Origin of the sequence: Galbibacter sp. PAP.153, assembly GCF_037029175.1 — a bacterium.
Lineage (GTDB): Bacteria > Bacteroidota > Bacteroidia > Flavobacteriales > Flavobacteriaceae > Galbibacter > Galbibacter pacificus.
In genome coordinates, this window is the sequence record NZ_JAZEUN010000006.1 from 116,918 (window position 1) to 140,777 (window position 23,860).

Sequence of the window (23,860 nt, forward strand, 5' to 3'; positions counted from 1 at the left end):
TTCAATCAGATGAAATCATTAACGCAATTATTTGCTATTCTATTGTTTCTTAACGTGCACTATATTGATGCTCAGGAGCTGGCCTTAATAAGGCAGAATGATCTTTTTGGATATATAGACAATTCGGGGCAATATGTTATAGAGCCTCAATTTGAAAAAGCCGACAGCTTTTCCGACGGCCTTGCACCAGCATTAAAAGACGATAAATGGGGGTTCATCGATAAATCGGGGAACTGGTCCATAAAGGCAGCGTATGACAGGGTGAAAGCGTTTAACTCGGGATATGCCTTGGTATTGAAAGACGATAAGTGGAATTATATAAATGGAAAAGGAGAAATACTGCATACACCGGTTACCGATAAATTTTATGATTTTCAGGAAGGCGGGATTGCATTTTTTAGAAAAGAAGACAAAGTTGGTTTGATAAACACTTCCGGAAAAGTCGTTTTAGAACCGAAATATTCAGAAATAAAACCATTTCATAATGGGCATGCAAAAGTGAGAGAAGATGACTTGTGGGGGCTGATCAACAGTTCTGGAAAAGAGACAGTTCCAGTTTTGTATGAAGAAATTGGAAATTATAGTAAAAATGGGATTTGGGCCCGTAAAGGAGATGTATTCGGCATTTTTGTTGATAGTGAGTTTAAAGAAATTGAAGGCGTTGACAAAATTTGGGATTTTCCCCAAAGTTCTACTTTGACGTATGCCCGGAGTAATAAAAAAATAGGTTTTATAAACAATATTGGAAATTGGGTCGTTGAGCCTATTTACCAAGGAGCCAAAGCTTTTAATAAGGGATATGCACCCGTAAGTATTAAAAACAAGTGGGGTTATATAGACGAAAACGGAAAACAGCTGGTAGATTTTATTTATAAAGATGCTGAAGTGTTTTCAAATGATGGATTGGCAGCAGTAAAGGTAAAACGGTGGGGATTTATCACTACCGAAGGAACGCTTGTAATTCCTATGGAATATGATATTACAGCTGGTTTTTCATTCTTCGACAAGAATCAGCAAAAAGGATTTATAAACGGATTGGCACGTGTGAAATATAATAAACAATGGGGGTTTCTTAAAAAAGACGGGGAAGTTCTGGGCGATAAATGGTTTCAAAATGCCGAATTATTTTGTAAGCACTAAACAGAAAAACTACTAATACACATGAATGAGGCTAAAAAAGAATTAAAAAAATATGCACTCGTTACGGGAGGTTCCCGGGGAATAGGGCGTGCAATATGTATTCAATTAGCAAAAGATTTCGATTATAATATTCTTATAAATTACCATCAAAATGAAAGTGCAGCGCAAGAAACACTTAAATTAGTCAGGACAATAGGTGGTAATGGTGAAATAATCCAGTTTGATGTAGCTTCCATCAACGACGTTAAAATAAAATTGGATGATTGGCAGGAAAAAAACAAGGAAGGTATTATTGAAGTTATTATCAATAATGCCGGAATAACAAAAGACGGTTTGTTTATGTGGATGCAGCCAGACGACTGGAAAAATGTTATAGACACTAGTTTGCAGGGCTTTTTTAACGTAACCAATCATTTAATTCAAAAGTTATTAGTGCATAGGTACGGAAGGATTGTAAATATAGTCTCGGTTTCGGGTTTAAAAGGAACACCCGGTCAAACCAACTATTCTGCCGCAAAAGGAGCTATTGTGGCAGCAACCAAAGCATTATCTCAAGAAGTTGCAAAAAGAAATATTACTGTAAATGCTGTTGCTCCGGGGTTTATAGAAACCGATATGACGACCGATTTGGACGAAAAAGAGTTAAGAAAGTTAATTCCGGCAAATAGATTTGGTAAACCTGAAGAGGTGGCTCATGCAGTTTCTTTTTTAACTTCAGAAAAATCATCTTATATTACCGGCGAAATTATAAATATAAATGGGGGGATATATTCATAATATAATATTATAAATAGAATGCTATTGTGATGAGAAGAGTGGTGATTACAGGAATGGGAATTTATTCTTGTATCGGTAAAAACTTACAGGAAGTAAAAACATCCTTATATAATGGAACTTCCGGGATTATTCTGGATGAAGACCGAAAGAATTTTGGTTATAGATCTTGCTTGACGGGAATGGTAGGGCTACCGGATTTAAAAAAACATTTGTCTAGAAGACAAAGAGTAAGTATAGGAGATGAAACAGCCTATGCATATACAGCTACCGTTGAAGCACTGGAAAATGCAAAATTAGATCAAGATTTTTTAAACAATAATGAAGTTGGGATTATTTATGGAAACGACAGCACAGCTAAATCCGTAATAGAGTCTGTAGACACCATAAGAGAAAAAAAAGATACAGCCCTTGTAGGTTCTGGTGCTATATTTAAGGGCATGAATTCTACCGTAACCATGAACCTTTCTACTATATTTCAATTAACGGGAATCAACTTTACCATAAGTGCTGCCTGCGCAAGTGGTTCTCATGCAATCGGGATAGCATATCAGTTTATTAAGAGTGGCATGCAGGATTTTATAATTTGTGGGGGCGCACAGGAGATTAATAAATTTGCCATGGGCAGTTTTGACGGCTTAGGTGTATTTTCAACAAATGCCAATCCCGTTAAAGCTTCAAGACCATTTGATGCAGGTAGGGACGGATTGGTGCCAAGCGGAGGAGCCGCCACGTTGATAATAGAAAGTTATGAAAGTGCCATTAAAAGAGGGGCCCCGATTTTAGGGGAAATTGTAGGATATGGATTTTCTTCAAACGGGGGACATATTTCAACACCCAATGCCGAGGGGCCAGCAACTGCAATGCAAAGGGCTTTAGACCAAGCTATGCTAGCACCGCAAGATATCGATTATATAAATGCCCATGCTACATCAACCCCGGTAGGAGATGCCAACGAAGCCAAGGCAATTTGTAAGGTATTTGGAGATAATGGCCCTATGGTGAGCTCGACAAAAGGAATGACAGGGCATGAGTGCTGGATGGCCGGCGCCAGTGAAATAGTGTACTCTATGTTGATGATGCAAGATTCTTTTGTGGCGCCCAATATAAATTTTGAACAATCTGACGAGGATACAGAGAAATTAAATATTGTTAAAAAAACCTTAAATAAAAAAATAGATGTATTTTTGTCGAATTCTTTTGGGTTTGGAGGTACAAACTCAGCGTTAATTGTGAAGAAAAATGGAAGTTAAAATGAATATAGAAGAGATTAAGGAAAAAGCTAACCTTATTTTTGTTGACGAATTTGAAGTAGAACAGGAGAGTTTGGTTTCTGATGCAGTATTGAAAGACGCTTTAGAGTTGGATAGTTTGGACTATGTAGACCTTGTTGTGGCCATAGAATCTTGTTTTTCTATTAAATTGGTAGCTGAGGATTTTAAAGGGGTGGAAACACTACAAAACTTTTACGATTTATTAGAAGAAAAGATAAATGACTAAATGGTCTGGGAAATCCAAAGGTACTGTTTTAGGGTATAAAATTTTTATTTTCTTTATTAAAAACGTAAATGTCCAAGCGGCATATTTTATACTTTATTTTGTAGCCCTATATTATTTCCTTTTTTCATTTAAAAGCAATAAAGCCATCTATTATTATTTTAGCAAAAGGCGGCAATATCCCTTTCTTAAATCAATAATCGCCATTTACAAAAGCTATTTTATTTTTGGGCAAACGCTAATCGATAAAACAGCAATTTCGGCCGGATTAAGAAATAACTTCACATATGAATTTGACGGCATAGACAAGTTAAAAAAACTTCTTGATGATGGAAATGGGGGCATTTTAATTAGTGCTCATGTTGGTAATTTTGAAATAGCCGAGTTTTTTTTGAATGAAATTGATGAAAATTCACAGATAAACATAGTTACGACAGACAGTGAGCATAAGGCAATAAAAAATTACCTTGAAACGGTTACCTCCAAATCAGAAATAAAATTTATACTCATTAAAGACGATTTATCCCACATTTACCATATAAACAGCGCCCTGAATAATAATGAGCTGGTATGCTTTACTGGAGATCGTTACTTTGAAGGAACTAAATATTTAGAGATTGATTTTTTAAATAAACCAGCAAAATTTCCAGCAGGACCATTTCTTTTGGCATCAAGATTACAAACACCCGTAGCTTTTGTGTATGTAATGAAAGAAACCCTAAAACATTATCATTTATATACCCGAATGTCTCCGGCAAAACATAGAGACGAAAAAGGGTTGCTTAGAAGCTATGTTGAAAGTGTAGAAGAAATGTTGAACAAGTATCCTTATCAATGGTTTAATTACTACGATTTTTGGGAGGATAAAACACAAAAACTAAATTTATAAATAAGAAGCTAATAGAATTTTAACCAAACCCAAACTACTAAAATATAGAAATTTTTTAATGATATCCCACATTAAACCGGAACAAAACTTCTGTACGAGATTGAAATAATTTTGATGACGCTGTTTTTAATCGGGATTGTTGAAAATGTTAAGCTCATGAAAAATATACTTATAGTCTACTACTCTCAATCCGGTCAATTGTCTGAAATAATGGAGTCGGTCTCAAGCACCATGGATATTACAAATGGCATAATTGTAACAAGGCATAAAATAGAGATGGAGGAGCCATTTCCTTTCCCTTGGTCAAAAAAAGATTTTTTTAGTGTTTTTCCCGAATCATTTCTACAAGTTCCTGCCAAACTAAAACCCATACCCGAACATATTTTGAATACTAAGTTCGATTTGATTCTTTTGGGGTATCAAGTATGGTATTTGAGCCCGTCAATTCCTGTTAATTCTTTTTTAAGCATGCCGGAGGTAAAACAACTTTTTTCAAAAACCCCAGTAGTTACCGTAATTGGGTGCAGGAATATGTGGGCAATGGCTCAGGAAAAAATTAAACGGTCGCTAAAATCATGCCAAGCACAGTTGGTCGGGAATATAGCATTGGTGGATAAGCATATTAATCATATAAGCGTAATAACCATTGTACATTGGATGCTTACAGGAAGTAAAGACCGCCTTTGGCATATATTTCCAAAACCGGGTGTTTCAAAAAAAGATATTCAAGGTGCTTCAAAGCATGGAGAGGTTATAATAAATCATTTGAAAAATGACACTTTGCCCACATTAAACGGTGCACTCATAAAACAAAAGGCGGCATATATAAGTTCATTTTTACTTTTTGCCGATAAAAGAGGAAATGTGTTGTTTAATAAATGGGCAAAATATATAAAATCTAAAGGGGCTCCAAATACCATCAAACGAGATTTTTGGCTGAAAATTTTTAAATTTTATCTATTATTAGCTATTTGGATTATTATGCCAATAGTTTTTATTCTATTTTTGCTTGGATACATACCATTTTATGGAGCAATAAAAAAAGCAAAACAAAGAATTTACCAATTGAACTAAATATGGGTAACCAAAAACCTATAGTGTACATAACAAGAGTTTCCAAATTTTTACCTAATAATGCCGTGTCCAATGATGAAATGGAGAGTGTTTTAGGGCAAATTAACAAAACACCTTCAAAAGCACGTCGAATAGTTTTGCGTAATAATGGCATAAAAGAGCGTTATTATGCGATTGACAAAGAAGGAAATATAACTCACACAAATGCCGAATTAACAAGGAAGGCGGTAGAAAATCTTTTTGACGGTTCTTTTACCGGTCAAGATATCGAGGTCCTTTCCTGTGGAACTTCCTCTCCAGACCAAATAGGACCATCTCATGCCGCAATGGTTCATGGACTGCTGGCCAATAAGAATTTAGAACTAAACTCGGCCTCGGGAATTTGCTGTGCCGGAATTGCATCCTTAAAATATGGCTTTTTGTCTATTAAGGCCGAAAATTCTAATAATGCTGTCTGTACGGGATCGGAAAGGATTTCTACTTGGATGTTGGCAGATAAATACGATAAAGAAACAGAAAACTTAAAGAAACTCAAAGCACAGCCCATAATAGCATTCAAAAAAGACTTTTTACGTTGGATGCTGTCTGATGGAGCTGGTGCCATGTTGCTTGAAAACAAAAAAAATGAAAAAGGCATTTCTTTAAGAATAGACTGGATAGAAATATATTCTTATGCGCATGAACTAGAAACCTGTATGTATGCAGGAGCAGAAAAACAAGAAGACGGAACCTTAAAGTCTTGGAGCGAATACCCTTCAGACGAATGGTTGAAACAGTCGTTGTTTTCTGTAAAACAAGACGTAAAGCTTCTCGATGAAAACATTTTGGAAAAAGGAGTGGACAGCTTAAAAATGGCTTTTGAAAAAAACAGGGTGGACGAAACAAAAATAAACTATTTTTTGCCACACATTTCATCTTTCTATTTTGCTGATAAGCTAAATAAACTCTTTAAAGAAAGGGGCTTAAATATTCCTGATGAGGCATGGTTTACTAATTTAGACCGAGTTGGAAATATAGGCTCTGCTTCCATATATGTAATGTTGGAAGAGCTTTTTAATTCTGGAAAGCTACAAGAAGGAGACACAATTATACTTTCAGTTCCAGAAAGCGGCAGGTTCTCTTATGCTTATGTACATTTAACCGTATGTTGTTAGTTTGATGATTGCTATAAATAAAATTGAACACTTAATACCTCAAAAAAAACCATTCGTAATGGTAAATAAACTTGTTGATTATGCAACAACTAAAATTATATCGTCTTTTACGCCTTCAATAGACAACATTTTTTTAAAAGAAGGCATTTTTATTGAAGCAGGGATAATAGAAAACATGGCACAAACCGTTGCACTGCACACAGGCTATACATATTTTTTAAAAGGAGAAGAGCCGCCAACGGGGTACATCGGCTCAATTAAAAGAGTAACAATAAATAAACTTGTGGGTATAGGGGAACAAATAACAACTGAAGCTAATATTCTACATGAAATTATGGGAGTAACTTTGGTAGAAATAAAAGTAAAAAACGCTCATAGTGAAGAAATTGCTATAGGCGAAATGAAAACGGTCATTGCAAGCCCAAATGAGTAAAAACCGTATTTTGATAGATATCACTCAATTTTTACCACATAGAAAACCATTCCTTTTTGTAGATAAAGTACAGTTGTTGGAGGCCGAAAAGGTAACAACTTCTTTTCATATAAAAAAAGACTGCATTTTTATAGATAACAACTATTTTACTGAAATTGGCTTAATTGAAAATGCCGCACAAACATGCTCTGCAATTGTAGGGAAAAGCTATTATGACAATGACCTTAATGTAAAATTAATAGGTTTTATAAGCGCAATTAAAAATGTAAAAGTATATAAGCTCCCTAAAGTAAATACCAAAATTACGTCAAAAGCATCTCAAAAAAACAGGTATGACTTTGAAGAACACAGTATTTCCACATTACAATGTAATATCTTTGATGAGGTTAAAACAGAATTATTATCTTGTGAGATAAACTTGTTTATTCAAAAATCACCGTAGTTTTTATGAAGAAAGAAGAAGTGCCACAGGATAAAAGTAGCTTAAACACCATGAATGCCAAAGAGCTTTATTATGCTGTTGATGAGGACGGGAATTACACAACCGCAAAAAGCTCAGGGTGGGAAGCAAAAACCATTGCATTAAAAAACGCGATACAAGAAATTAATGAGCGTATTGAAGCCGCAAGACAACAAGTTATAACCGGAAAAGCAAGCCCAATAGTATATTATATGGAATTCCATAAAATGGAAATAGGTATATTGTCCAGCTATGTTGGCATGTGTAGGTGGAGGGTGAAAAGACATTTCTCGCCCAGAAATTTTAAAAAACTTTCAATTAAAGTTTTACAAAGATATGCTGATGTATTTGAAGTTAGTATTGAAGAATTAAAAGAAATACCTAATGAAGATTAATTTTACACACCATCAATCGGCGCACTGCGAGAATGGAGTGGTATCAAATCTGATGAAATATAATGGTTTTGAAGTAAGCGAGCCAATGGTCTTTGGCATAGGTTCAGGGCTTTTGTATTGCTATATCCCGTTCTTGAAAATCAATCATGGTCCTGCAATTACCTATAGAATATTACCGGGACACATATTCAATAGGTTCGCAAAACGAGTTGGGGTTAAAGTTAAGCGGGAAAAATTCAAAAACACGTCAAAGGCTAAGGCCCGGTTAGACCAAAACCTAGAAAACAATAATCCGGTAGGGGTACAAGTAGGCGTGTATAATTTAGTGTATTTTCCCGATGCGTACCGTTTTCATTTTAACGCCCATAATTTGGTAGTTTATGGAAAAGAGAACAACGAATACCTTGTGAGCGATCCGGTTATGGAAAACACAACCAAGCTTACCGAGAAACAACTGGAGAAAGTAAGATTTGCAAAAGGGGCATTTGCACCAAAAGGGCATTTGTATTATCCGATAGATTTCCCTAAAAAACTTAAATTAAAAGGCGCTATTGTAAAAGGGATAAAAAATACATGCAAAGATATGTTGGCGCCTATTCCCATAGTTGGGGTTAATGGCATGAAACTGGTAGCAAGGCTCATTAGAAAATGGCCTGAAAAAAGAGGAGTGAAAAAAGCCAATCATTATTTAGGTCAGATTGTAAGGATGCAAGAAGAAATAGGTACTGGGGGCGGGGGTTTTAGATATATTTATGCGGCTTTTTTACAGGAGGCCTCGGAAGTACTTAAAAACAAAAAATTAGCAGAGCTATCAAAAGAAATGACCATTATCGGTGATCTGTGGAGGGATTTTGCCTTAGAGGCTTCTCGGATTTATAAAAACCGAAATGCTAAAAGCGAATCATATGAATCGGTAGCTCTTCAATTGGAAAATTTAGCGATGAAGGAAAAGGAATTTTTTAAAAAATTGAGAAAAGCAGTATAAATTGGCACGATGATTCACATTCAAAAACTATCAAAAAAATATAAAGGGACCGATAAATTTTCGCTGAAGGACTTTGATTTAAATGTTCATGAAAATGAGATTTTTGGCATAATTGGGCCAAACGGTGCCGGAAAAACCACATTAATATCAATTTTATGTGCTTTAATCGAGCCTACATCAGGACGCTTTACCATTAATGGGCTTAATTATAAAAACAATAAAAAGCAATTGAAAAAAATGCTTGGCGTTGTTCCACAGGAATACGCTTTATACCCTTCGTTAACTGCTTTTGAAAACTTGATGTATTTTGGTAGTATGTACGGATTAAAAGGCGCTGTTTTAAAATCCAAAATTACCGAAATAATAAAAAAACTAGGGTTGGGGCAATTCTCAGGAAAAAAAATAGAAACATTCTCTGGGGGAATGAAAAGGAGAATTAATTTAATTGCAGGAATATTGCACAGCCCTAAAGTTTTGTTTTTAGATGAACCTACGGTAGGCGTAGATGTCCAGTCTAAAAATGTTATTATAAACTACCTTCAAGAGCTTAATAAAAACGGAACTACAATTGTTTATACATCGCACCATTTAAACGAAGCCGAAAACTTCTGTACTAGGGTGGGAATTGTAGATTACGGGAAAATAATTGCCAAGGGAACTCCAAAAGAGCTTATCGATACATATGAAAATGCGCATAATCTTGAGGATGTATTTATAACGCTTACCGGAAAAAATTTAAGAGACCATGCATAAATTTTGGGCTTCAGTTAATAAAGAGATTTTATTGCTCAGCAAAGATTTGGGTGGGCTGGTCATACTTTTTATTATGCCCATAGTCTTGATAATTACAATTACGCTAATTCAAGACAGTACCTTTAAAGCGGTTGGGGAAATTAAAATTCCAATAGTATTGGTAAACAATGACGGAGGAGAAGTTTCAAAAACCATTCTTGAGGGCATGGAAAGTTCAGGTTCCTTTAATATAATAACTATAACGAACGAAGAACAAGCAAGGGAAGCCGTGCATAAAGGGACATACCAGATCGGGATTGTAATACCTGAAAATCTATCTGCAAACCTGCAAGTAAAAGTTGAGAGAAACGTAAATGGGATTTTAGAAAGATTTATGGGCGAAGATTCAGTACCTATAAATAAAGGCAGGTCGGTGCCTGAAAATGAAATAAAACTCTATTTTGACCCTACAACCCAAAGTTCTTTTAAAAGTGCCGTAAAAAATGAAATAGATAAAATGATTTATAAAATTGAAACCGAATCAATTTATAAAGCATTTCAAGACCAATTGTCGGATGATAGTGAACCCATTTTTGAAAGAGGAGACATTATTACATTCAAGGAGGTTTCTCCAATGGCTGAGACAGAAGCATTGGTTCCTAATTCTGTTCAACATAATGTTCCTGCGTGGACACTTTTTGCCATATTTTTTATAATTGTACCATTATCTATTAATATTGTAAAAGAAAAAAATCAAGGGACCAATGTCCGCTTGAGAACATGTCCGGTTTCGTATACTACAATTATTGGGGGTAAAACAGCGGTATATTTACTAGTTTGCATCATACAATTTATGTGTATGCTTGGCATAGGCGTTTACCTTTTTCCAGAAATGGGGTTGCCGGCACTCGAGATATCTGGTAAAATAATACGCCTCTTTTTAGTAGCCATAGCTGCTGGAACGGCTGCAATTGGTTTGGGCATACTTTTGGGCACACTTGCAAAAACCCAAGAACAGTCGGCACCATTTGGAGCTACTTTTGTTGTAATTTTGGCAGCCTTGGGCGGTGTTTGGGTCCCGGTTTTTGTAATGCCAGAATTTATGCAAGCTTTGTCTCGGATATCTCCCATGAATTGGGGGCTAAATGCATTTTATGATGTATTTTTGAGAAATGCCGGGTTTGCTCAAATATTGCCTGAAATAATATTGCTGATTTTATTTTTTGTCGTAACAACATTAATTGCCATAATTTATAATGAAAAGAAAAATGCTGTTTAAACAGAACAAGGAGATAAGTTATACCATTAAAGTAAGGGTCAGGTTTGTTGAAACAGATCCTTTAGGGATTGTATGGCATGGAAATTACATTCAATATTTTGAAGACGGAAGAGAAGCATTTGGCAGGCACCATGGAATTTCATATCTCGATCAAAAGCGAAATGGATACACTACACCAATAGTAAAATCTACTTCAGAGCATAAACGCCCATTACGTTATGGAGATACAGCAACCGTAAAAACAATTTTTGTTGATAGCCCAGCCGCCAAACTGATTTTTAGATATGAGGTTTTTAACGAACAGAATGAATTGGTATGTACTGGAAGTACCGTACAAGTTTTTGTAAACGATTCAGGAGATCTGTCGTTAAATATGCCGGAGTTTTTTATTGAATGGAAGAAAAAGATAGGGCTTATAAATGAATAATGCTTACTTGTCATACAACAATATAGTTTCTGCATTGGGGAATAATTCGAATGATGTTATAGATAAAATTACGAATGAGCAAAGCGGACTTGAATTAATCGATGATAAGAAAATTCTTTCCGAGCCCTTTTGCGCATCGCTTATAGACAATTTGGCTTTGAATACTATTTTTGAAGATTTTTCCGATAAGAAAAACGAATATACCCGCCTTGAAAAAATAATGATAGTTTCATTAGGGCAAGTTATTCAGAAGGCAAACATTTCCTTAACCGAAAGAACAGGACTTATAATTTCTACAACAAAAGGGAACATAGACGTACTGGAAAAAAACAGTATTTTTCCTAAAAACAGGTCTTATTTGCATGTTTTGGGGCAGGCCATAAAAAAACATTTCGGTTTTATAAACGATGCTATTATTGTATCAAACGCATGTGTTTCGGGAATCTTATCGGTTGCTATTGCAAAACGGTATATAGATGCTAATGTTTATGATGATGTTTTAATTGTTAGTGGCGACATGGTAACCCGTTTTGTCCTTTCGGGATTTCAATCGTTTCAAGCATTAAGTCAAACACCATGCAAACCTTATTCTATTTACCGAAGCGGTATTAATATAGGCGAAGCGGCAGCTAGTGTTCTGGTAACGGGCAAAATAAACAATTTAACCACCGAATCGGTAGAAATATTGGGCGATGGTTCTTGTAATGATGCCAATCATATATCTGGTCCCTCCAGAAAAGGGGAAGGTTTATACAGGAGCATTAAAATTGCCATTAAAGAGGCAAAAATATCACCAGCTGAAATCGATTATATTTCTGCTCATGGAACAGCAACCTTGTTTAATGATGAAATGGAAGCGATTGCTTTTAATAGATTAGGATTAAGCAAAACACCTCTTAATAGTTTAAAAGGCTATTTTGGCCATACACTTGGAGCCTCCGGGCTAATTGAAACTATTGTAGGCATGCATGCATTAAAAAATAACATGCTGTATACCTCATTAGGGTTCGATAAATTGGGGGTGTCGCAAAACATAAATATTATAAAAAAAGGTGCAAACCAAAAGCTCGACATTTTTTTAAAAACAGCCTCAGGTTTCGGGGGTTGCAATACAGCCGTAATTTTTAAAAAAGTACAATATGCATAAAAGAGAATGGTATATTAAATCATATTGTACAATTAAGAATCAAACAATTGTATTGGATGATAAGGTGGTTTTCCAAGATAATGAGAAGGAATTTTTAAAATTCATAAAAACAGCCTATAAAGAAAAGCTTGACCAGTATCCAAAATTTTACAAAATGGATGCGCTCAGTAAACTTGCCTTTGTAGCCTCAAATATATTATTCGAGAGCGAAGACATAAATCCCGAAGGTGAAAATAATATAGCCGTCGTGTTTTCAAATAGGGCCTCTAGTTTGGATACAGACAGAAAACACCAAGCTTCTATTGAAAATACTGGAGGGTATGGGGCGAGCCCTTCGGTTTTTGTTTATACATTGCCCAATATTTGTATAGGAGAGATAAGTATAAAATATAAACTTTATTCTGAAAATAGTTTTTTTATCTTTGACCGCTTTAATGCAACTCATTTACACCTGAATGCCGAAAGCTTAATGCGGGCAGGAAAAGCAGATAAAGTTTTATGCGGATGGGTTGATATGGATAAAGATTCTTATAATGCATTTGTGTATTTAGTTTCTTTTGAAGGAAAAATTAAACACAACGAAGAAGAAATTTATAGACTTTATAACAAATAATATGGATGCTTTAAAACTGGAATTAAAAAATAAGATACTCGATCAGCTTAATATTGAAGATATGACTGCCGACGATATAGCCGATAACGATGCGCTTTTTGGAGAAGGGCTAGGCTTAGACTCTATTGATGCATTAGAGCTTATAGTTTTGATGGATAAAGTATATGGAATAAAATTATCCGACCCCAAAGAAGGGAGGGCTATTTTTCAGTCAATAGAGGTAATGGCCAAATATATTTCAGAAAACCGGTCCAAATAATTAATATCAAATTCAATGGGCAAGGGCATAGCAATTACGGGCATGGGAATTATTTCTGCAATAGGAAATAATTTGGAAGAAACCTATACGTCGCTCATTGAAGAAAATACCGGTATTTCTAAGGTTAAAAAAATAGATACAGTCCATAAGGATAGTATACTTGTTGGCGAAATAAGCGCCACAAACCAAGAATTGGCACAGCATTTAGATCTTTCTGTAGATAACAACTATACCCGAACTGCACTGTTGGGTGCATACGCAGCTAAACAGGCCATAAATAATGCAGGAATAACCAATATAAACATGTATAGAACAGGCCTTATATCGGCTAGCAGTGTTGGGGGAATGGATATGACAGAAAAGTATTATTACAGATACTTGGAAGATAAAAGTGTTCAAAAATATATTGAAGCCCATCCTATTGGCGATTCTACCCATAAAATTGCACAATATATAGGCATACAACAATCCATGATTACATCTATAAGTACGGCATGTTCATCTGGAGCCAATGCAATTATGTTGGGGGCAAGGCTTATAAAATCAGGAAAACTAGACAGGGTAATTGTAGGAGGTGCAGACTGCCTGTCTAAATTTACAATAAACGGTTTTAAAACGTTAATGATTTTATCAGATGGCCACAATACACCTTTTGATGCCAATAGAAAAGGATTAAACTTGGGTGAAGCAGCTGCCTTTCTGGTTTTGGAATCAGATGAAGTAATCAAAAAGAGCAAAAAAAAAATACTGGGATATGTAAGAGGATATGGAAACGCAAACGATGCTTTTCATCAAACAGCTTCATCAGAAAATGGAAACGGCGCTACGCTGGCAATGAAAAAGGCAATTCAAGTAGCAAAACTAAAGCATAATGAAATTGATTATATTAATGCTCACGGGACTGCCACGGAAAATAATGACTTATCAGAGGGGAGGGCTATTATACGTGTTTTTGGTGAAAATAACATTCCTGATTTTAGTTCGACAAAACCTTATACGGGACATACTTTGGCTGCCGCAGGGGCAATTGAGGCCGTTTTTGCAGTTTTTGCACTTCAAAACAATGTCGTTTTTCCGAGTTTGAACCATAACACCCCCATGAATGAACTTGATTGCATTCCTCAGACAAGCCTTAAAAAGAAGGAGATCAGGAATGTATTATCAAATTCATTAGGCTTTGGTGGTAATTGTACGGCAATCATTTTTTCTAAGGAGCCATAGAAAAGAAGAATGCTGTAATCGAAACATATAAAAAACATTAAGAAATTTAAACGCGTGAAAAATGTTTATGTAAATAGTGTAGCGTCTATTTCGCCTCAAGAAACCCTAGATAATACTATTTTTTTATCTGAAACCATTTCTTATAATGATAATGTACTTTTTGCCTTAGAACCAAATTATAAGGAATATATCTCTCCAATAGCGGCCAGAAGGATGGCAAAAGGAATAAAAATGGGCGTGGTAGCTGCAAAAAAAGCAATTAAAGAAGCCGGGGCAAATACCATTGAAGCAATTATAATGGGGACTGGAATGGGCTGCGTAAGAGACTCAGAACGATTTGTAAGTGCAATAATAGATAATCAGGAAAACTATCTAACCCCAACATCGTTTATACAATCAACCCACAATACCGTTGGCGGGCAAATTGCATTAGAATTACAGTGTAAGGGCTATAATTATACATATGTACAAGGGAGTACTTCTTTTGAAACAGCCCTTTTAGATGCTATAATGCTTATTTCAAGCAATGAAAACAATACTGTTTTACTGGGCGGAGTGGACGAAATAGGTGACCAAACTTTAGAATTCTACAAAAAAATTAACCATGTAAAGGTCGAAAAAATAATAACAGAAGAATTGTTGGATAGTAAAACCAAAGGAGCGGTTTTTTCTGAAGGGGCAAATTTCTTTATGCTGTCCGGAACGAAACAAACCTCCACATATGCCGAGGTGATTGATGTACAAACCTATAATACAGTTACCGATAGAATAAGCGATGTAGCAAAACAGTTTATAGAAACACACGAATTAACAACCGAGGATATAGATGTTGTCGTATTAGGGTATAACGGCGATATTGATTTTGATTTTTATTATGATGAATTGAAAAGTGAACTGTTTAAAAACACACAACAGGTTTTCTATAAACATTTGTCGGGAGAGTTTAATACAACATCTGCCTTTGGCTTTGGATTGGCTCTAAAAATTATAAAGAATCAACATATCCCCGATTGTGTAAAATTAAATTCAACTGTACAAAAACCTATTAAAAAGATATTATTGTACAATCAATACAGAGGAAACGACCATAGTTTTATCCTGCTTCGTCAATGTTAAAATATAGAACTGTAAATATAGTTGCCACCTTACTTATATTAATTGCAGCAGTTGCAAACTATATAATAGGGTCTACGCCATGGACAATAGGTGTTATAGCAATATGTTGGTTACTGCTTACAGTTATCGGGTCTTTCCATGTGCGGTGGAATTATCATATAAACCATTATAATAAAAACGGATTAACAAAAAGGGATATAGTGTCTATTACTTTTGATGACGGACCTAACCCCGACTTTACACCGCAAATTATTTCTATTCTAAAGAAATATAAGGCAAAAGCAACTTTTTTTTGCGTAGGAGAGCAAGTAAAAAAACATCCTGAAATTTTAAAAAAGATAATAAGCGAGGGCCATACAATAGGGAATCATACCTATTCCCATGCTAAAAATTTTGGCTTTTTTAGCACGAATAAAGTGGTTGACGAATTAAATAGAACAAACACAATTGTTAAAGAAATAACGGGACTCAACATGAAAATGTACCGCCCTGTATATGGTGTTACAAACCCCCATATTAAAAAGGCCCTAAAAACCACAAAACACCACCCTGTTGGCTGGAGCATACGCTCTTTGGATACAACAGGGATAAGCTCCAATGCCGTATACAGCAGAATAACAACCCGAATAAATAAAGGAGATATTATTTTATTACATGACACTAACCTAAAAACCATTGAAGTATTGGAACGGTTATTGCTATTTCTAACGCAAAAGGGAATACAATCTGTTAGTGTAGATTCGCTATTAAAAATCAATGCATATGATAACTAAAATTAGTTGCTTTTTTTTATTGCTTGGAATTTCGGTGGCCGCTCAAAACAAGATGGCACCGGAAGAAATAAAAGACTTGACGGTTACCGTAAAAGAAAGAGCTGCGCTAACTGAAACCATTACGTGCGATTTTGTTCAGTACAAACACCTCGATTTTTTAGCCAACGACATTGAAACATCAGGCCGTTTGGCATATAAATCGCCAAATATAGTTAAATGGGAATATAAGGCACCGTTTAAATATGCAATACTTTTTAAAGGAGAAACGCTGTATATTAACGACGAAGGAAAGAAAAGCGACATAGACATGAGCTCTAATGAGTTGTTCGAACAGCTAAACAAACTTATTGTAAATAGTATAAAAGGAGATATGTTTAACAAAAGCGAATTTAATATTTCATACTATAAAGATGGAGCGAATGCCGAAGTGCATTTTAACCCTAAAAAAGAGGGATTTGCTAAATATATTAAAACCTTTCTTATATGGTTCAACCAAAAGGGGGACGTAGAGACATTTAAAATGATAGAGCCTTCTGGAGATTATACCAAAATTCTTTTCAAGAACAGAGTAATTAACAAACCGTTACCCGATGAGGTCTTTACTCCTTAGTTTATGCATTTTCTTACTTTCGTGTGGAAACTACCCTAAAAGCAATGACTTTATGCCAAAGCAGATGCTTGAGGGGGAGGTAATCAATCCGTATTTTTCAAATGAATTAACAGACTATGTTTATAAAGTATCGATTAGCTTACAAAAGCAATCCTTTAGTGGGATATTAATACTGAAAAAAATAGACACTAATCATCATAGGGTCGTATTTACTACAGAAATGGGAAACAAGATTTTTGATTTTTCTTTTTTTGAAAATGACTTTAAAGTGAATTTTATCCTTAAAAAAATTGATAGAAAAATGCTTGTAAATATGCTTAAAAACGATTTCAACACCCTGACAAAAGAGGTAAATCCAGTTACAGGCACCTATATAAAAGAGAACACAATAGTCTACCAAACAAATATGTACGAAAAAAACCATTATTATTTTATCCGCAACGAACAACTGATTAAAATTGTGAAGACCGTTGGCAGAAAGGAAAAAACAATATTTCTGTTTTCGAAAATAAATAATAATATTGCACAAAACATTCAAATTTTGCATAATAGCCTTAAATTAAAAATCAATTTAACGGCATTATAACAAGCATTAAAACAAATCCAAAATATGCTTTTAAAAGATTTCTATAAAGTAAATACCTTGGTAATGGAAGAAGGTAAATTAAAGGCTTCAATTACTATAAACAAAAAGCACGAGGTATTTAAGGGGCATTTCCCGGGCAATCCGGTTACGCCTGGCGTATGTATGATGCAGATTATAAAAGAATTGGTAGAAGAGATAACAGGTAAAAGTTTGTTTATGGAATCTTCCAGTAATGTTAAGTTTATGGCAATAATAAATCCGGAAATTACACCCGATTTAAATTTGACAACAGAATTTACAGAAATCGAGAACGGGGTTAAAATAAAGAACATCACAAAATTTAACGATACTATAGCACTTAAATTGAACGCAGTTTTTATAGAGAAACCATAAATTTAGAGCAAAAAACATATCTAAAATGAAAATTTTACTAATAGTGCTTTTTTCCGTGAACTTTATAGTGCAGCCTAATATAGATACCATTAGAGAAGCATTTAAAGAAGCAGGTAAAGACAATGCAAAAATTATTTATTTTAATAGCTTGACAGCAAATGTTAGCATAGAAAACAACAATGCTACTTTGGTTGCATATAAGGGTGCAGCATTGACGTTGCAAGCTAAAATTGCGAAAAAAGTAAAAGAAAAGAAAACTCTTTTTAAAGAAGGAGTTGCCTATATTGAAAAAGCAATAAAAAAAAATCCGGACGAAATAGAAACAAGGTTTATACGATTGGTTATTCAAGAAAATACCCCTGAAATTTTAAAATATAAAAGCAAGATAGAAGAAGATAAAGAATTTGTTCTTGCACATTTTGACGAAATCGAGTCCCCTTTGCTAAAAAAAGATATAAAAGCTTATATTGTGCAATCAGGAACATTTAATAACACACAAAAATAATACCATATACTATGAAAACATGCTTTTACTTACTACTGTTTACATTTATTAATTTAACGTATGCTCAAGATACGAATGTAGAGAATGGCTCTAAAGATGAAACTAAGCAAATAATAAAAAAGTACATTGACGAATATAGCTATCATAGCAACGCCGACAAACATTCGATTATTGCTACTTTTGAAGGAGATTATTTGAGACTTACCGAAATGAATACTAAGGGAACCAAAGAAAAAGAAAGTTTAATATTCGACTTTTCTCATGTATACAAGTTTCAGAAAATATCAAAAAGATCCCGAAATACAGCATTTTTAAACATATATGTGTCTTTTTTAAAAAACGAGAAAAGAGATAAATGGGATAAATATAAACTTGTATTATTAGTTAAAGGGCATGATAAGGCAGAAATCATTCAAAATGCATTAAAACATTACAATGAATTATTGCTAAAGGAGAAAATAGCTAATTAACACCAATTTATAGAGAACCGTAAAGAGGCATTTATACTTTGATATCATTGAAAACAGGCGTTAGAAATAGTATAATTGACGATATATGTGTATTGATACCCACCTATAATAATGAAAAAACATTAGCGGGAATTATAGACGGGGTACTTAAGCATACAAAAAACGTTATTGTTGTAAATGACGGTTCGAGCGATTGTACTGCCGAAATCTTAAAAAAATATGAAGGAGAAATTTATGTGTTGCACATAAAGAAGAATAAGGGAAAAGGGAATGCACTTCGAATAGGGTTTAAACACGCCATATCTTTAGGGTTTTTGTATGCAATTACAATTGATTCAGATGGACAACATTTTCCTTCAGACATACCGTTTTTTATAAAGGAATTAAAAAATGCTACAGATAAAAAAACATTGTTTATTGGGGCGAGAAATATGGTGCAGGACGGGGTGCCGCGAAAAAGTAGCTTTGGAAACAAGTTCTCTAATTTTTGGTATTGGGTTGAAACGGGAATTAAATTAAGCGACACACAATCTGGATTTCGTTTATACCCATTGGCGGAAATAGCAAAACTTCATCTTTATACTGTTAAATTTGAATTTGAAATTGAAGTAATTGTTAAGGCAGCTTGGAACGATGTAAAGGTTAAAAATATCCCTATAAAAGTTCATTATGACCAAGAAAACAGGGTATCTCATTTTAGGCCATTTAAAGACTTCACCAGAATTAGCATCCTCAATACTTGGCTGGTATGCGTAACGCTTTTCTATATAATACCCCGTAACCTATACAGAAGGCTTAAAAAAAAAGGAATTAAACGGTTTTTTGTAGAAGATTTTTTGCACAACTACGATTCACCAAAAAAAAAGGCATTATCAATGGCTTTGGGTACTTTTATAGGCATATCCCCGTTTTGGGGGTTTCATTCCGTTATAGTAATCCTGCTTGCCATTTTTTTTAACCTGAACAAGGTAATAGCCTTTACCTTTTCTAATATAAGTTTACCACCATTTATTCCATTTGTAGTGTTGGCGAGCCTTTATACTGGTAATTTTGTCCTGGGCCAAAAAACAACGTTTTCAATAGAAGATGTAAAGAATAGCTTTGAATTCCTAGGGCATATAGAAGCTTATATTATAGGAAGTTTTTCTTTAGCTACAATTGCCTCACTAGTTGTTGGGTTGATTGGGTTTTTATTTTTCTCTCTTTTTGACAAGAAAAAAATAGTATTGAAAAGTGGTTAATTTTTTTTATAACATATATCAATATCTAACTTCTAAAAAGGGCTTTGCTATAGGAATTATGGTTATAGTATTCCTAACATTGGGATGGCTGGCTACTAAAATTCAATTTGAAGAAGATATTACTAAATTAATTCCGGCAAGCGGCAAAGCCAAAGAGGCACAAAAAATATTAAAAAATGTAAACTTTGCCGATAAAATCATTGTAAACATTACTAGAGAATCAAATGGAGGTATTAACGACCTTACTCAATATGCAACGGCATATATAGACACTCTTAATAAAAATGCAGCCCCCTATATTAAAAATATACAAGGGAAAATAGACAATAAAGAGATATTTAAAACATTTGATTTTTCGTATGAGAATCTACCTATTTTGCTCGACCGGGAAGATTATGCTTATATCAAGCAAAAAATAAACAACGATAGTATTAATGCAATTACAGAGCGTAATTATAAAACCTTGATCAGTCCGTCGGGAATAATAGCAAAAGAGACTATACTTAAAGACCCACTAGGACTTTCCTTTATGGCATTAAAAAAGTTGCAGCAGCTTAGTTTCGGTAAAGATTTTACTCTAAAAGACGGGTTTTTAATAAGTAAAGACAATAAACATTTGCTTTTGTTTATTACACCAACCCACCCGGCAAGTGAAACAGAGCAAAATGCAGCCTTAATTGCAAGCCTTGAAAAAACACATTCTATTTTAAATAAAAAATACGAAGAAAAAGTATATAGTGAATATTTTGGAGCAACCCCGATAGCTGTTGCAAATGCCAAACAGATAAAAAGCGACATACAATTTACTGTGGGAATTGCGGTAATGCTACTCCTTATTGCATTTATATTTTTTTACAGGAAATTACTTATTCCGGTTATTTTGTTTACCCCTACTGTCTTTGGGGCATTGTTGGCAATTGCCTTTCTATTTGTGATCCGAGAAAAAATTTCTGCCATTTCGTTAGGAATTGGGTCTGTTTTATTGGGAGTAACACTAGATTATTCGTTGCACATACTAACACATATTAGAAACGGTAACCAAACAAGAAAACTGTACAAAGATATTACATGGCCTATATTAATGAGCAGCCTTACAACGGCATTGGCCTTTTTATGTTTATTGTTTTTAAATTCTCAAGCACTGCAAGACCTCGGTATTTTTGCTGCAGTAAGTGTTATAGGATCCTCGATTTTTGCGCTACTTTTTATACCACAGGTATACAAAAAAAGCGTTCAAAAACTTAAAAAAGACAACAAAATAGATGCTATTGCTGCATATCCATACCATAAAAATAAGTGGCTACTCATACTTGTTGGAGCACTTTTTATTACGAGCTTGTTTACATACCATCGTGTGGGGTTTAATAACGATTTGGAGACTTTAAATTTTGAGCCTCAAAAATTTAAAGAAGCTCAGCATAGATTAGATGCACTTACCAATATATCGGCAAAATCAATTTATCTAATTGCCCATGGTAAAAATGAGGAGGCTGCTTTTGAGGCAAATGATTTAATTTATAAAAAGCTTAAATTATTAAAAGAAGAGAGAAGGATTATGGATTATAGTTCTATAGGTGCTTTAATCCATTCTAAAAAAGAACAACAAACAAAAATAGATTTATGGAATTCCTTTTGGGATGAAAATACCATTGCCATTACAAAACAAAACCTTATAGAAAGTGGCCGGAAATTGGGATTTAAAGAAAATACCTTTGCCCAGTTTTACTCATTGTTAAACAAAGACTTCCATCCGTTGAACAGTCGGGAGTTCGCTAAACTTAATGCCACTCTTTTTGAAGATTATATAAGCAGTAAAAACGATCTTACAACAGTTGCATCGGTTGTTCAGGTAAAAAATGAAAACCTTGAACAAATCGAGGACATTTTTAAAGATAAACCTGGTATTTTAATAATAGATAGGAAGCAAATGAGCGAAACACTTCTTGGAAATTTAAAGACCGATTTTAATGATTTAATTAAATATTCACTCATTGTTGTCCTGATACTTTTGTTTGTATTCTATAGGAGCTTATCGTTAACTATTATTACAGCCATACCTATATTATTGACATGGGTTTTAACCATTGGTATTATGGGAATGCTACATATCGAGTTCAATATTTTCAACATTATTGTTTCAACATTTATATTTGGCCTCGGCATAGATTACAGCATTTTTATAACAAACGGGCTACTGGCAGGGTACCGCACGGGAGAAAAAGCGCTCCCTACTTACAAAACATCTATCTTGTTATCTGTAATGACAACGGTTTTAGGCATTGGAGTATTAATTTTCGCCAAACATCCTGCTTTATACTCCATTTCTTTGGTATGCATCATCGGGATTTTCTCAGCAATGGCCCTTGCATTTACAATTCAGCCACGGTTGTTTAAATATTTTATTGGAGATGAAATAAACAAGCCGAAACCGATAAGGCCTTTTATTCATTCTGTTTTTTCGTTTGGGTATTTTGGTTTGGGCGGATTAATCTTGTCTGTTTTAAGTACTACCGTACTAAAAATATTACCCATAAGCAATAAAATAAAAATGAATTGGTTTCATAAAATTGTATCAAAGATTATGAAATCGGTGCTATACACCAATGGGTTTGTAGAAAAGAAGGTAATAAACCCGGGGAATGAAACATTCGAAAAGCAATCGGTAATAATAGCTAATCACACTTCGTTTTTAGACATTTTGGCTATTGGTATGCTTCACCCAAAAATCATTTTTTTAGTTAACGATTGGGTATACAATTCGCCTGTATTCGGTAAGGCGGTCCGGTTGGCAGGGTTTTATCCTGTTTCCGAAGGAATTGAAAAAGGACTTTCCCATTTACAGAAAAAGGTAGACCAAGGATACTCTTTAATGGCTTTTCCCGAGGGGACACGTTCTAGTTCGAATAAAATAAAACGCTTTCACAAAGGGGCTTTCTTCTTGGCAGAAAAGTTTAAGCTCGATATTGTTCCAGTGCTGATTCATGGAAATTCCGAGGTGTTGCCCAAAGGGAGCTTTGTTATAAAAGACGGGAGCATAACACTAAAAATTTTAAACAGGATAAAGGAAACCGACACAAATTATGGAGATACCTATTCTACAAGAGCCAAGTATATAGGAGCATATTTTGGATCGGAATTTAAAAAATTCAGAAATGAGATAGAGACCCAGACATATTTCAACAGGGTCATAAAAGAGGCATATCGATATAAGGGAGACGCTATATATGGCAAAGTAAAGGAGAGTCTTGAAGACAACAAAGAGATATATTATAAAATAATAGGGACTTTAGAAGCAAAAGATGTGATAATACATTGGTCTAAAGAGCATGGCCAACTGGATTATTTAATCTCGCTCGATGCCATTGACAGAAAGGTAATTACTCACTTAAAGAATAACACATCCCGAACAATTCTAAATAATAGTTATATTACTAATGGAGTACACAAAATTATGGCTGTAGACAATATTGAGCAAACATACAGTTACAAAGCCGATACACTGCTAATAGATTATGAAGTTGGCGGGGAACATATTAAAGACATGAGCAATGAAGTTTCAACTATAATTATGTACAATGAAGGGCGATCGCTTTCTAAGCTTTTGGAGCAACAAAAAAACTTCAAGATAATTTACCAATCGGACGGGTTAATTATTTATAAAAAGAAGTAGCTATAAAAACATGAACA

Annotated in this window: 27 protein-coding genes; all 27 read left to right on the forward strand. The window is 34.5% G+C overall.

Going from position 1 to position 23,860, the window contains the following annotated elements; translation table 11 throughout:
- Window positions 1–9 precede the first annotated feature (9 nt).
- Entirely contained in the window at window positions 10–1,140 is a 1,131-nt protein-coding gene (locus UXI14_RS05005; protein ID WP_335965150.1) for a WG repeat-containing protein, read from the forward strand.
- A 21-nt stretch (window positions 1,141–1,161) separates the two neighbouring features.
- Window positions 1,162–1,917, forward strand: a complete 756-nt coding sequence (gene fabG, locus UXI14_RS05010) for a 3-oxoacyl-ACP reductase FabG (protein ID WP_335965151.1) — start codon at window positions 1,162–1,164, stop codon at window positions 1,915–1,917.
- A gap of 29 nt (window positions 1,918–1,946) precedes the next feature.
- A complete protein-coding gene (locus UXI14_RS05015) occupies window positions 1,947–3,167 on the forward strand; it encodes a beta-ketoacyl-[acyl-carrier-protein] synthase family protein (RefSeq protein WP_335965243.1) in 1,221 nt (406 codons plus the stop codon).
- A gap of 1 nt (window position 3,168) precedes the next feature.
- A complete protein-coding gene (locus tag UXI14_RS05020; RefSeq protein WP_335965152.1) occupies window positions 3,169–3,414 on the forward strand; it encodes a phosphopantetheine-binding protein in 246 nt (81 codons plus the stop codon).
- Complete coding sequence (locus UXI14_RS05025; RefSeq protein WP_335965153.1) at window positions 3,407–4,300, forward strand: lipid A biosynthesis acyltransferase; 894 nt, start codon at window positions 3,407–3,409, stop codon at window positions 4,298–4,300. Before UXI14_RS05020 ends, UXI14_RS05025 begins: the two co-directional genes overlap by 8 nt.
- Window positions 4,301–4,840: 540 nt before the next feature.
- Complete coding sequence (locus tag UXI14_RS05030) at window positions 4,841–5,374, forward strand: hypothetical protein (protein WP_335965154.1); 534 nt, start codon at window positions 4,841–4,843, stop codon at window positions 5,372–5,374.
- A 23-nt stretch (window positions 5,375–5,397) separates the two neighbouring features.
- Window positions 5,398–6,528 (forward strand): beta-ketoacyl-ACP synthase III, encoded by a 1,131-nt coding sequence (locus UXI14_RS05035; protein WP_335965155.1) that lies wholly within the window; start codon window positions 5,398–5,400, stop codon window positions 6,526–6,528.
- 58 nt (window positions 6,529–6,586) lie between these two features.
- Window positions 6,587–6,961 carry a hypothetical protein gene (locus tag UXI14_RS05040; RefSeq protein WP_335965156.1) on the forward strand — a complete coding sequence of 125 codons (375 nt, stop codon included), beginning with the start codon at window positions 6,587–6,589 and terminating at the stop codon, window positions 6,959–6,961.
- A gap of 10 nt (window positions 6,962–6,971) precedes the next feature.
- Complete coding sequence (locus UXI14_RS05045; protein WP_335965157.1) at window positions 6,972–7,403, forward strand: ABC transporter permease; 432 nt, start codon at window positions 6,972–6,974, stop codon at window positions 7,401–7,403.
- A 5-nt stretch (window positions 7,404–7,408) separates the two neighbouring features.
- The gene (locus UXI14_RS05050; RefSeq protein WP_335965158.1) at window positions 7,409–7,816 is read left to right on the forward strand and encodes a hypothetical protein; all 408 of its coding nucleotides are present in this window, start codon (window positions 7,409–7,411) and stop codon (window positions 7,814–7,816) included.
- The gene (locus UXI14_RS05055) at window positions 7,806–8,801 is read left to right on the forward strand and encodes a BtrH N-terminal domain-containing protein (RefSeq protein ID WP_335965159.1); all 996 of its coding nucleotides are present in this window, start codon (window positions 7,806–7,808) and stop codon (window positions 8,799–8,801) included. Before UXI14_RS05050 ends, UXI14_RS05055 begins: the two co-directional genes overlap by 11 nt.
- A gap of 9 nt (window positions 8,802–8,810) precedes the next feature.
- Window positions 8,811–9,554 carry an ABC transporter ATP-binding protein gene (locus UXI14_RS05060; protein ID WP_335965160.1) on the forward strand — a complete coding sequence of 248 codons (744 nt, stop codon included), beginning with the start codon at window positions 8,811–8,813 and terminating at the stop codon, window positions 9,552–9,554.
- Window positions 9,547–10,812, forward strand: coding sequence for an ABC transporter permease (locus tag UXI14_RS05065; RefSeq protein ID WP_335965161.1), 1,266 nt, complete (start codon window positions 9,547–9,549; stop codon window positions 10,810–10,812). The genes UXI14_RS05060 and UXI14_RS05065 overlap by 8 nt, the downstream gene beginning before the upstream one ends.
- On the forward strand, window positions 10,790–11,239 hold the full coding sequence (locus tag UXI14_RS05070) for an acyl-CoA thioesterase (RefSeq protein ID WP_335965162.1): 450 nt from the start codon (window positions 10,790–10,792) through the stop codon (window positions 11,237–11,239). Before UXI14_RS05065 ends, UXI14_RS05070 begins: the two co-directional genes overlap by 23 nt.
- Complete coding sequence (locus UXI14_RS05075) at window positions 11,232–12,386, forward strand: beta-ketoacyl synthase N-terminal-like domain-containing protein (protein WP_335965164.1); 1,155 nt, start codon at window positions 11,232–11,234, stop codon at window positions 12,384–12,386. The genes UXI14_RS05070 and UXI14_RS05075 overlap by 8 nt, the downstream gene beginning before the upstream one ends.
- Window positions 12,379–12,999 (forward strand): 3-oxoacyl-ACP synthase, encoded by a 621-nt coding sequence (locus UXI14_RS05080; protein WP_335965165.1) that lies wholly within the window; start codon window positions 12,379–12,381, stop codon window positions 12,997–12,999. Before UXI14_RS05075 ends, UXI14_RS05080 begins: the two co-directional genes overlap by 8 nt.
- A 1-nt stretch (window position 13,000) precedes the next feature.
- Window positions 13,001–13,258: a phosphopantetheine-binding protein gene (locus tag UXI14_RS05085; protein ID WP_335965167.1), complete on the forward strand. Its 258-nt coding sequence runs from the start codon at window positions 13,001–13,003 to the stop codon at window positions 13,256–13,258.
- A 15-nt stretch (window positions 13,259–13,273) separates the two neighbouring features.
- Entirely contained in the window at window positions 13,274–14,479 is a 1,206-nt protein-coding gene (locus tag UXI14_RS05090) for a beta-ketoacyl-[acyl-carrier-protein] synthase family protein (RefSeq protein ID WP_335965168.1), read from the forward strand.
- 54 nt (window positions 14,480–14,533) lie between these two features.
- Window positions 14,534–15,595: a beta-ketoacyl synthase N-terminal-like domain-containing protein gene (locus UXI14_RS05095; protein ID WP_335965170.1), complete on the forward strand. Its 1,062-nt coding sequence runs from the start codon at window positions 14,534–14,536 to the stop codon at window positions 15,593–15,595.
- Window positions 15,589–16,368 carry a polysaccharide deacetylase family protein gene (locus UXI14_RS05100; RefSeq protein ID WP_335965171.1) on the forward strand — a complete coding sequence of 260 codons (780 nt, stop codon included), beginning with the start codon at window positions 15,589–15,591 and terminating at the stop codon, window positions 16,366–16,368. Before UXI14_RS05095 ends, UXI14_RS05100 begins: the two co-directional genes overlap by 7 nt.
- Complete coding sequence (locus UXI14_RS05105) at window positions 16,358–16,978, forward strand: outer membrane lipoprotein carrier protein LolA (protein WP_335965172.1); 621 nt, start codon at window positions 16,358–16,360, stop codon at window positions 16,976–16,978. Before UXI14_RS05100 ends, UXI14_RS05105 begins: the two co-directional genes overlap by 11 nt.
- Window positions 16,979–17,030: 52 nt before the next feature.
- Window positions 17,031–17,564: a hypothetical protein gene (locus UXI14_RS05110; RefSeq protein WP_335965173.1), complete on the forward strand. Its 534-nt coding sequence runs from the start codon at window positions 17,031–17,033 to the stop codon at window positions 17,562–17,564.
- 24 nt (window positions 17,565–17,588) lie between these two features.
- The gene (locus tag UXI14_RS05115; RefSeq protein WP_335965174.1) at window positions 17,589–17,957 is read left to right on the forward strand and encodes a 3-hydroxyacyl-ACP dehydratase; all 369 of its coding nucleotides are present in this window, start codon (window positions 17,589–17,591) and stop codon (window positions 17,955–17,957) included.
- A 25-nt stretch (window positions 17,958–17,982) separates the two neighbouring features.
- Window positions 17,983–18,462, forward strand: a complete 480-nt coding sequence (locus tag UXI14_RS05120; protein ID WP_335965175.1) for a hypothetical protein — start codon at window positions 17,983–17,985, stop codon at window positions 18,460–18,462.
- Window positions 18,463–18,473: 11 nt separating this feature from the next.
- Window positions 18,474–18,932, forward strand: coding sequence for a hypothetical protein (locus tag UXI14_RS05125; RefSeq protein ID WP_335965176.1), 459 nt, complete (start codon window positions 18,474–18,476; stop codon window positions 18,930–18,932).
- A 41-nt stretch (window positions 18,933–18,973) separates the two neighbouring features.
- Complete coding sequence (locus tag UXI14_RS05130; protein ID WP_335965244.1) at window positions 18,974–20,173, forward strand: DUF2062 domain-containing protein; 1,200 nt, start codon at window positions 18,974–18,976, stop codon at window positions 20,171–20,173.
- A gap of 58 nt (window positions 20,174–20,231) precedes the next feature.
- Complete coding sequence (locus tag UXI14_RS05135; RefSeq protein ID WP_335965177.1) at window positions 20,232–23,843, forward strand: 1-acyl-sn-glycerol-3-phosphate acyltransferase; 3,612 nt, start codon at window positions 20,232–20,234, stop codon at window positions 23,841–23,843.
- The last annotated feature ends 17 nt before the right edge of the window (window positions 23,844–23,860 follow it).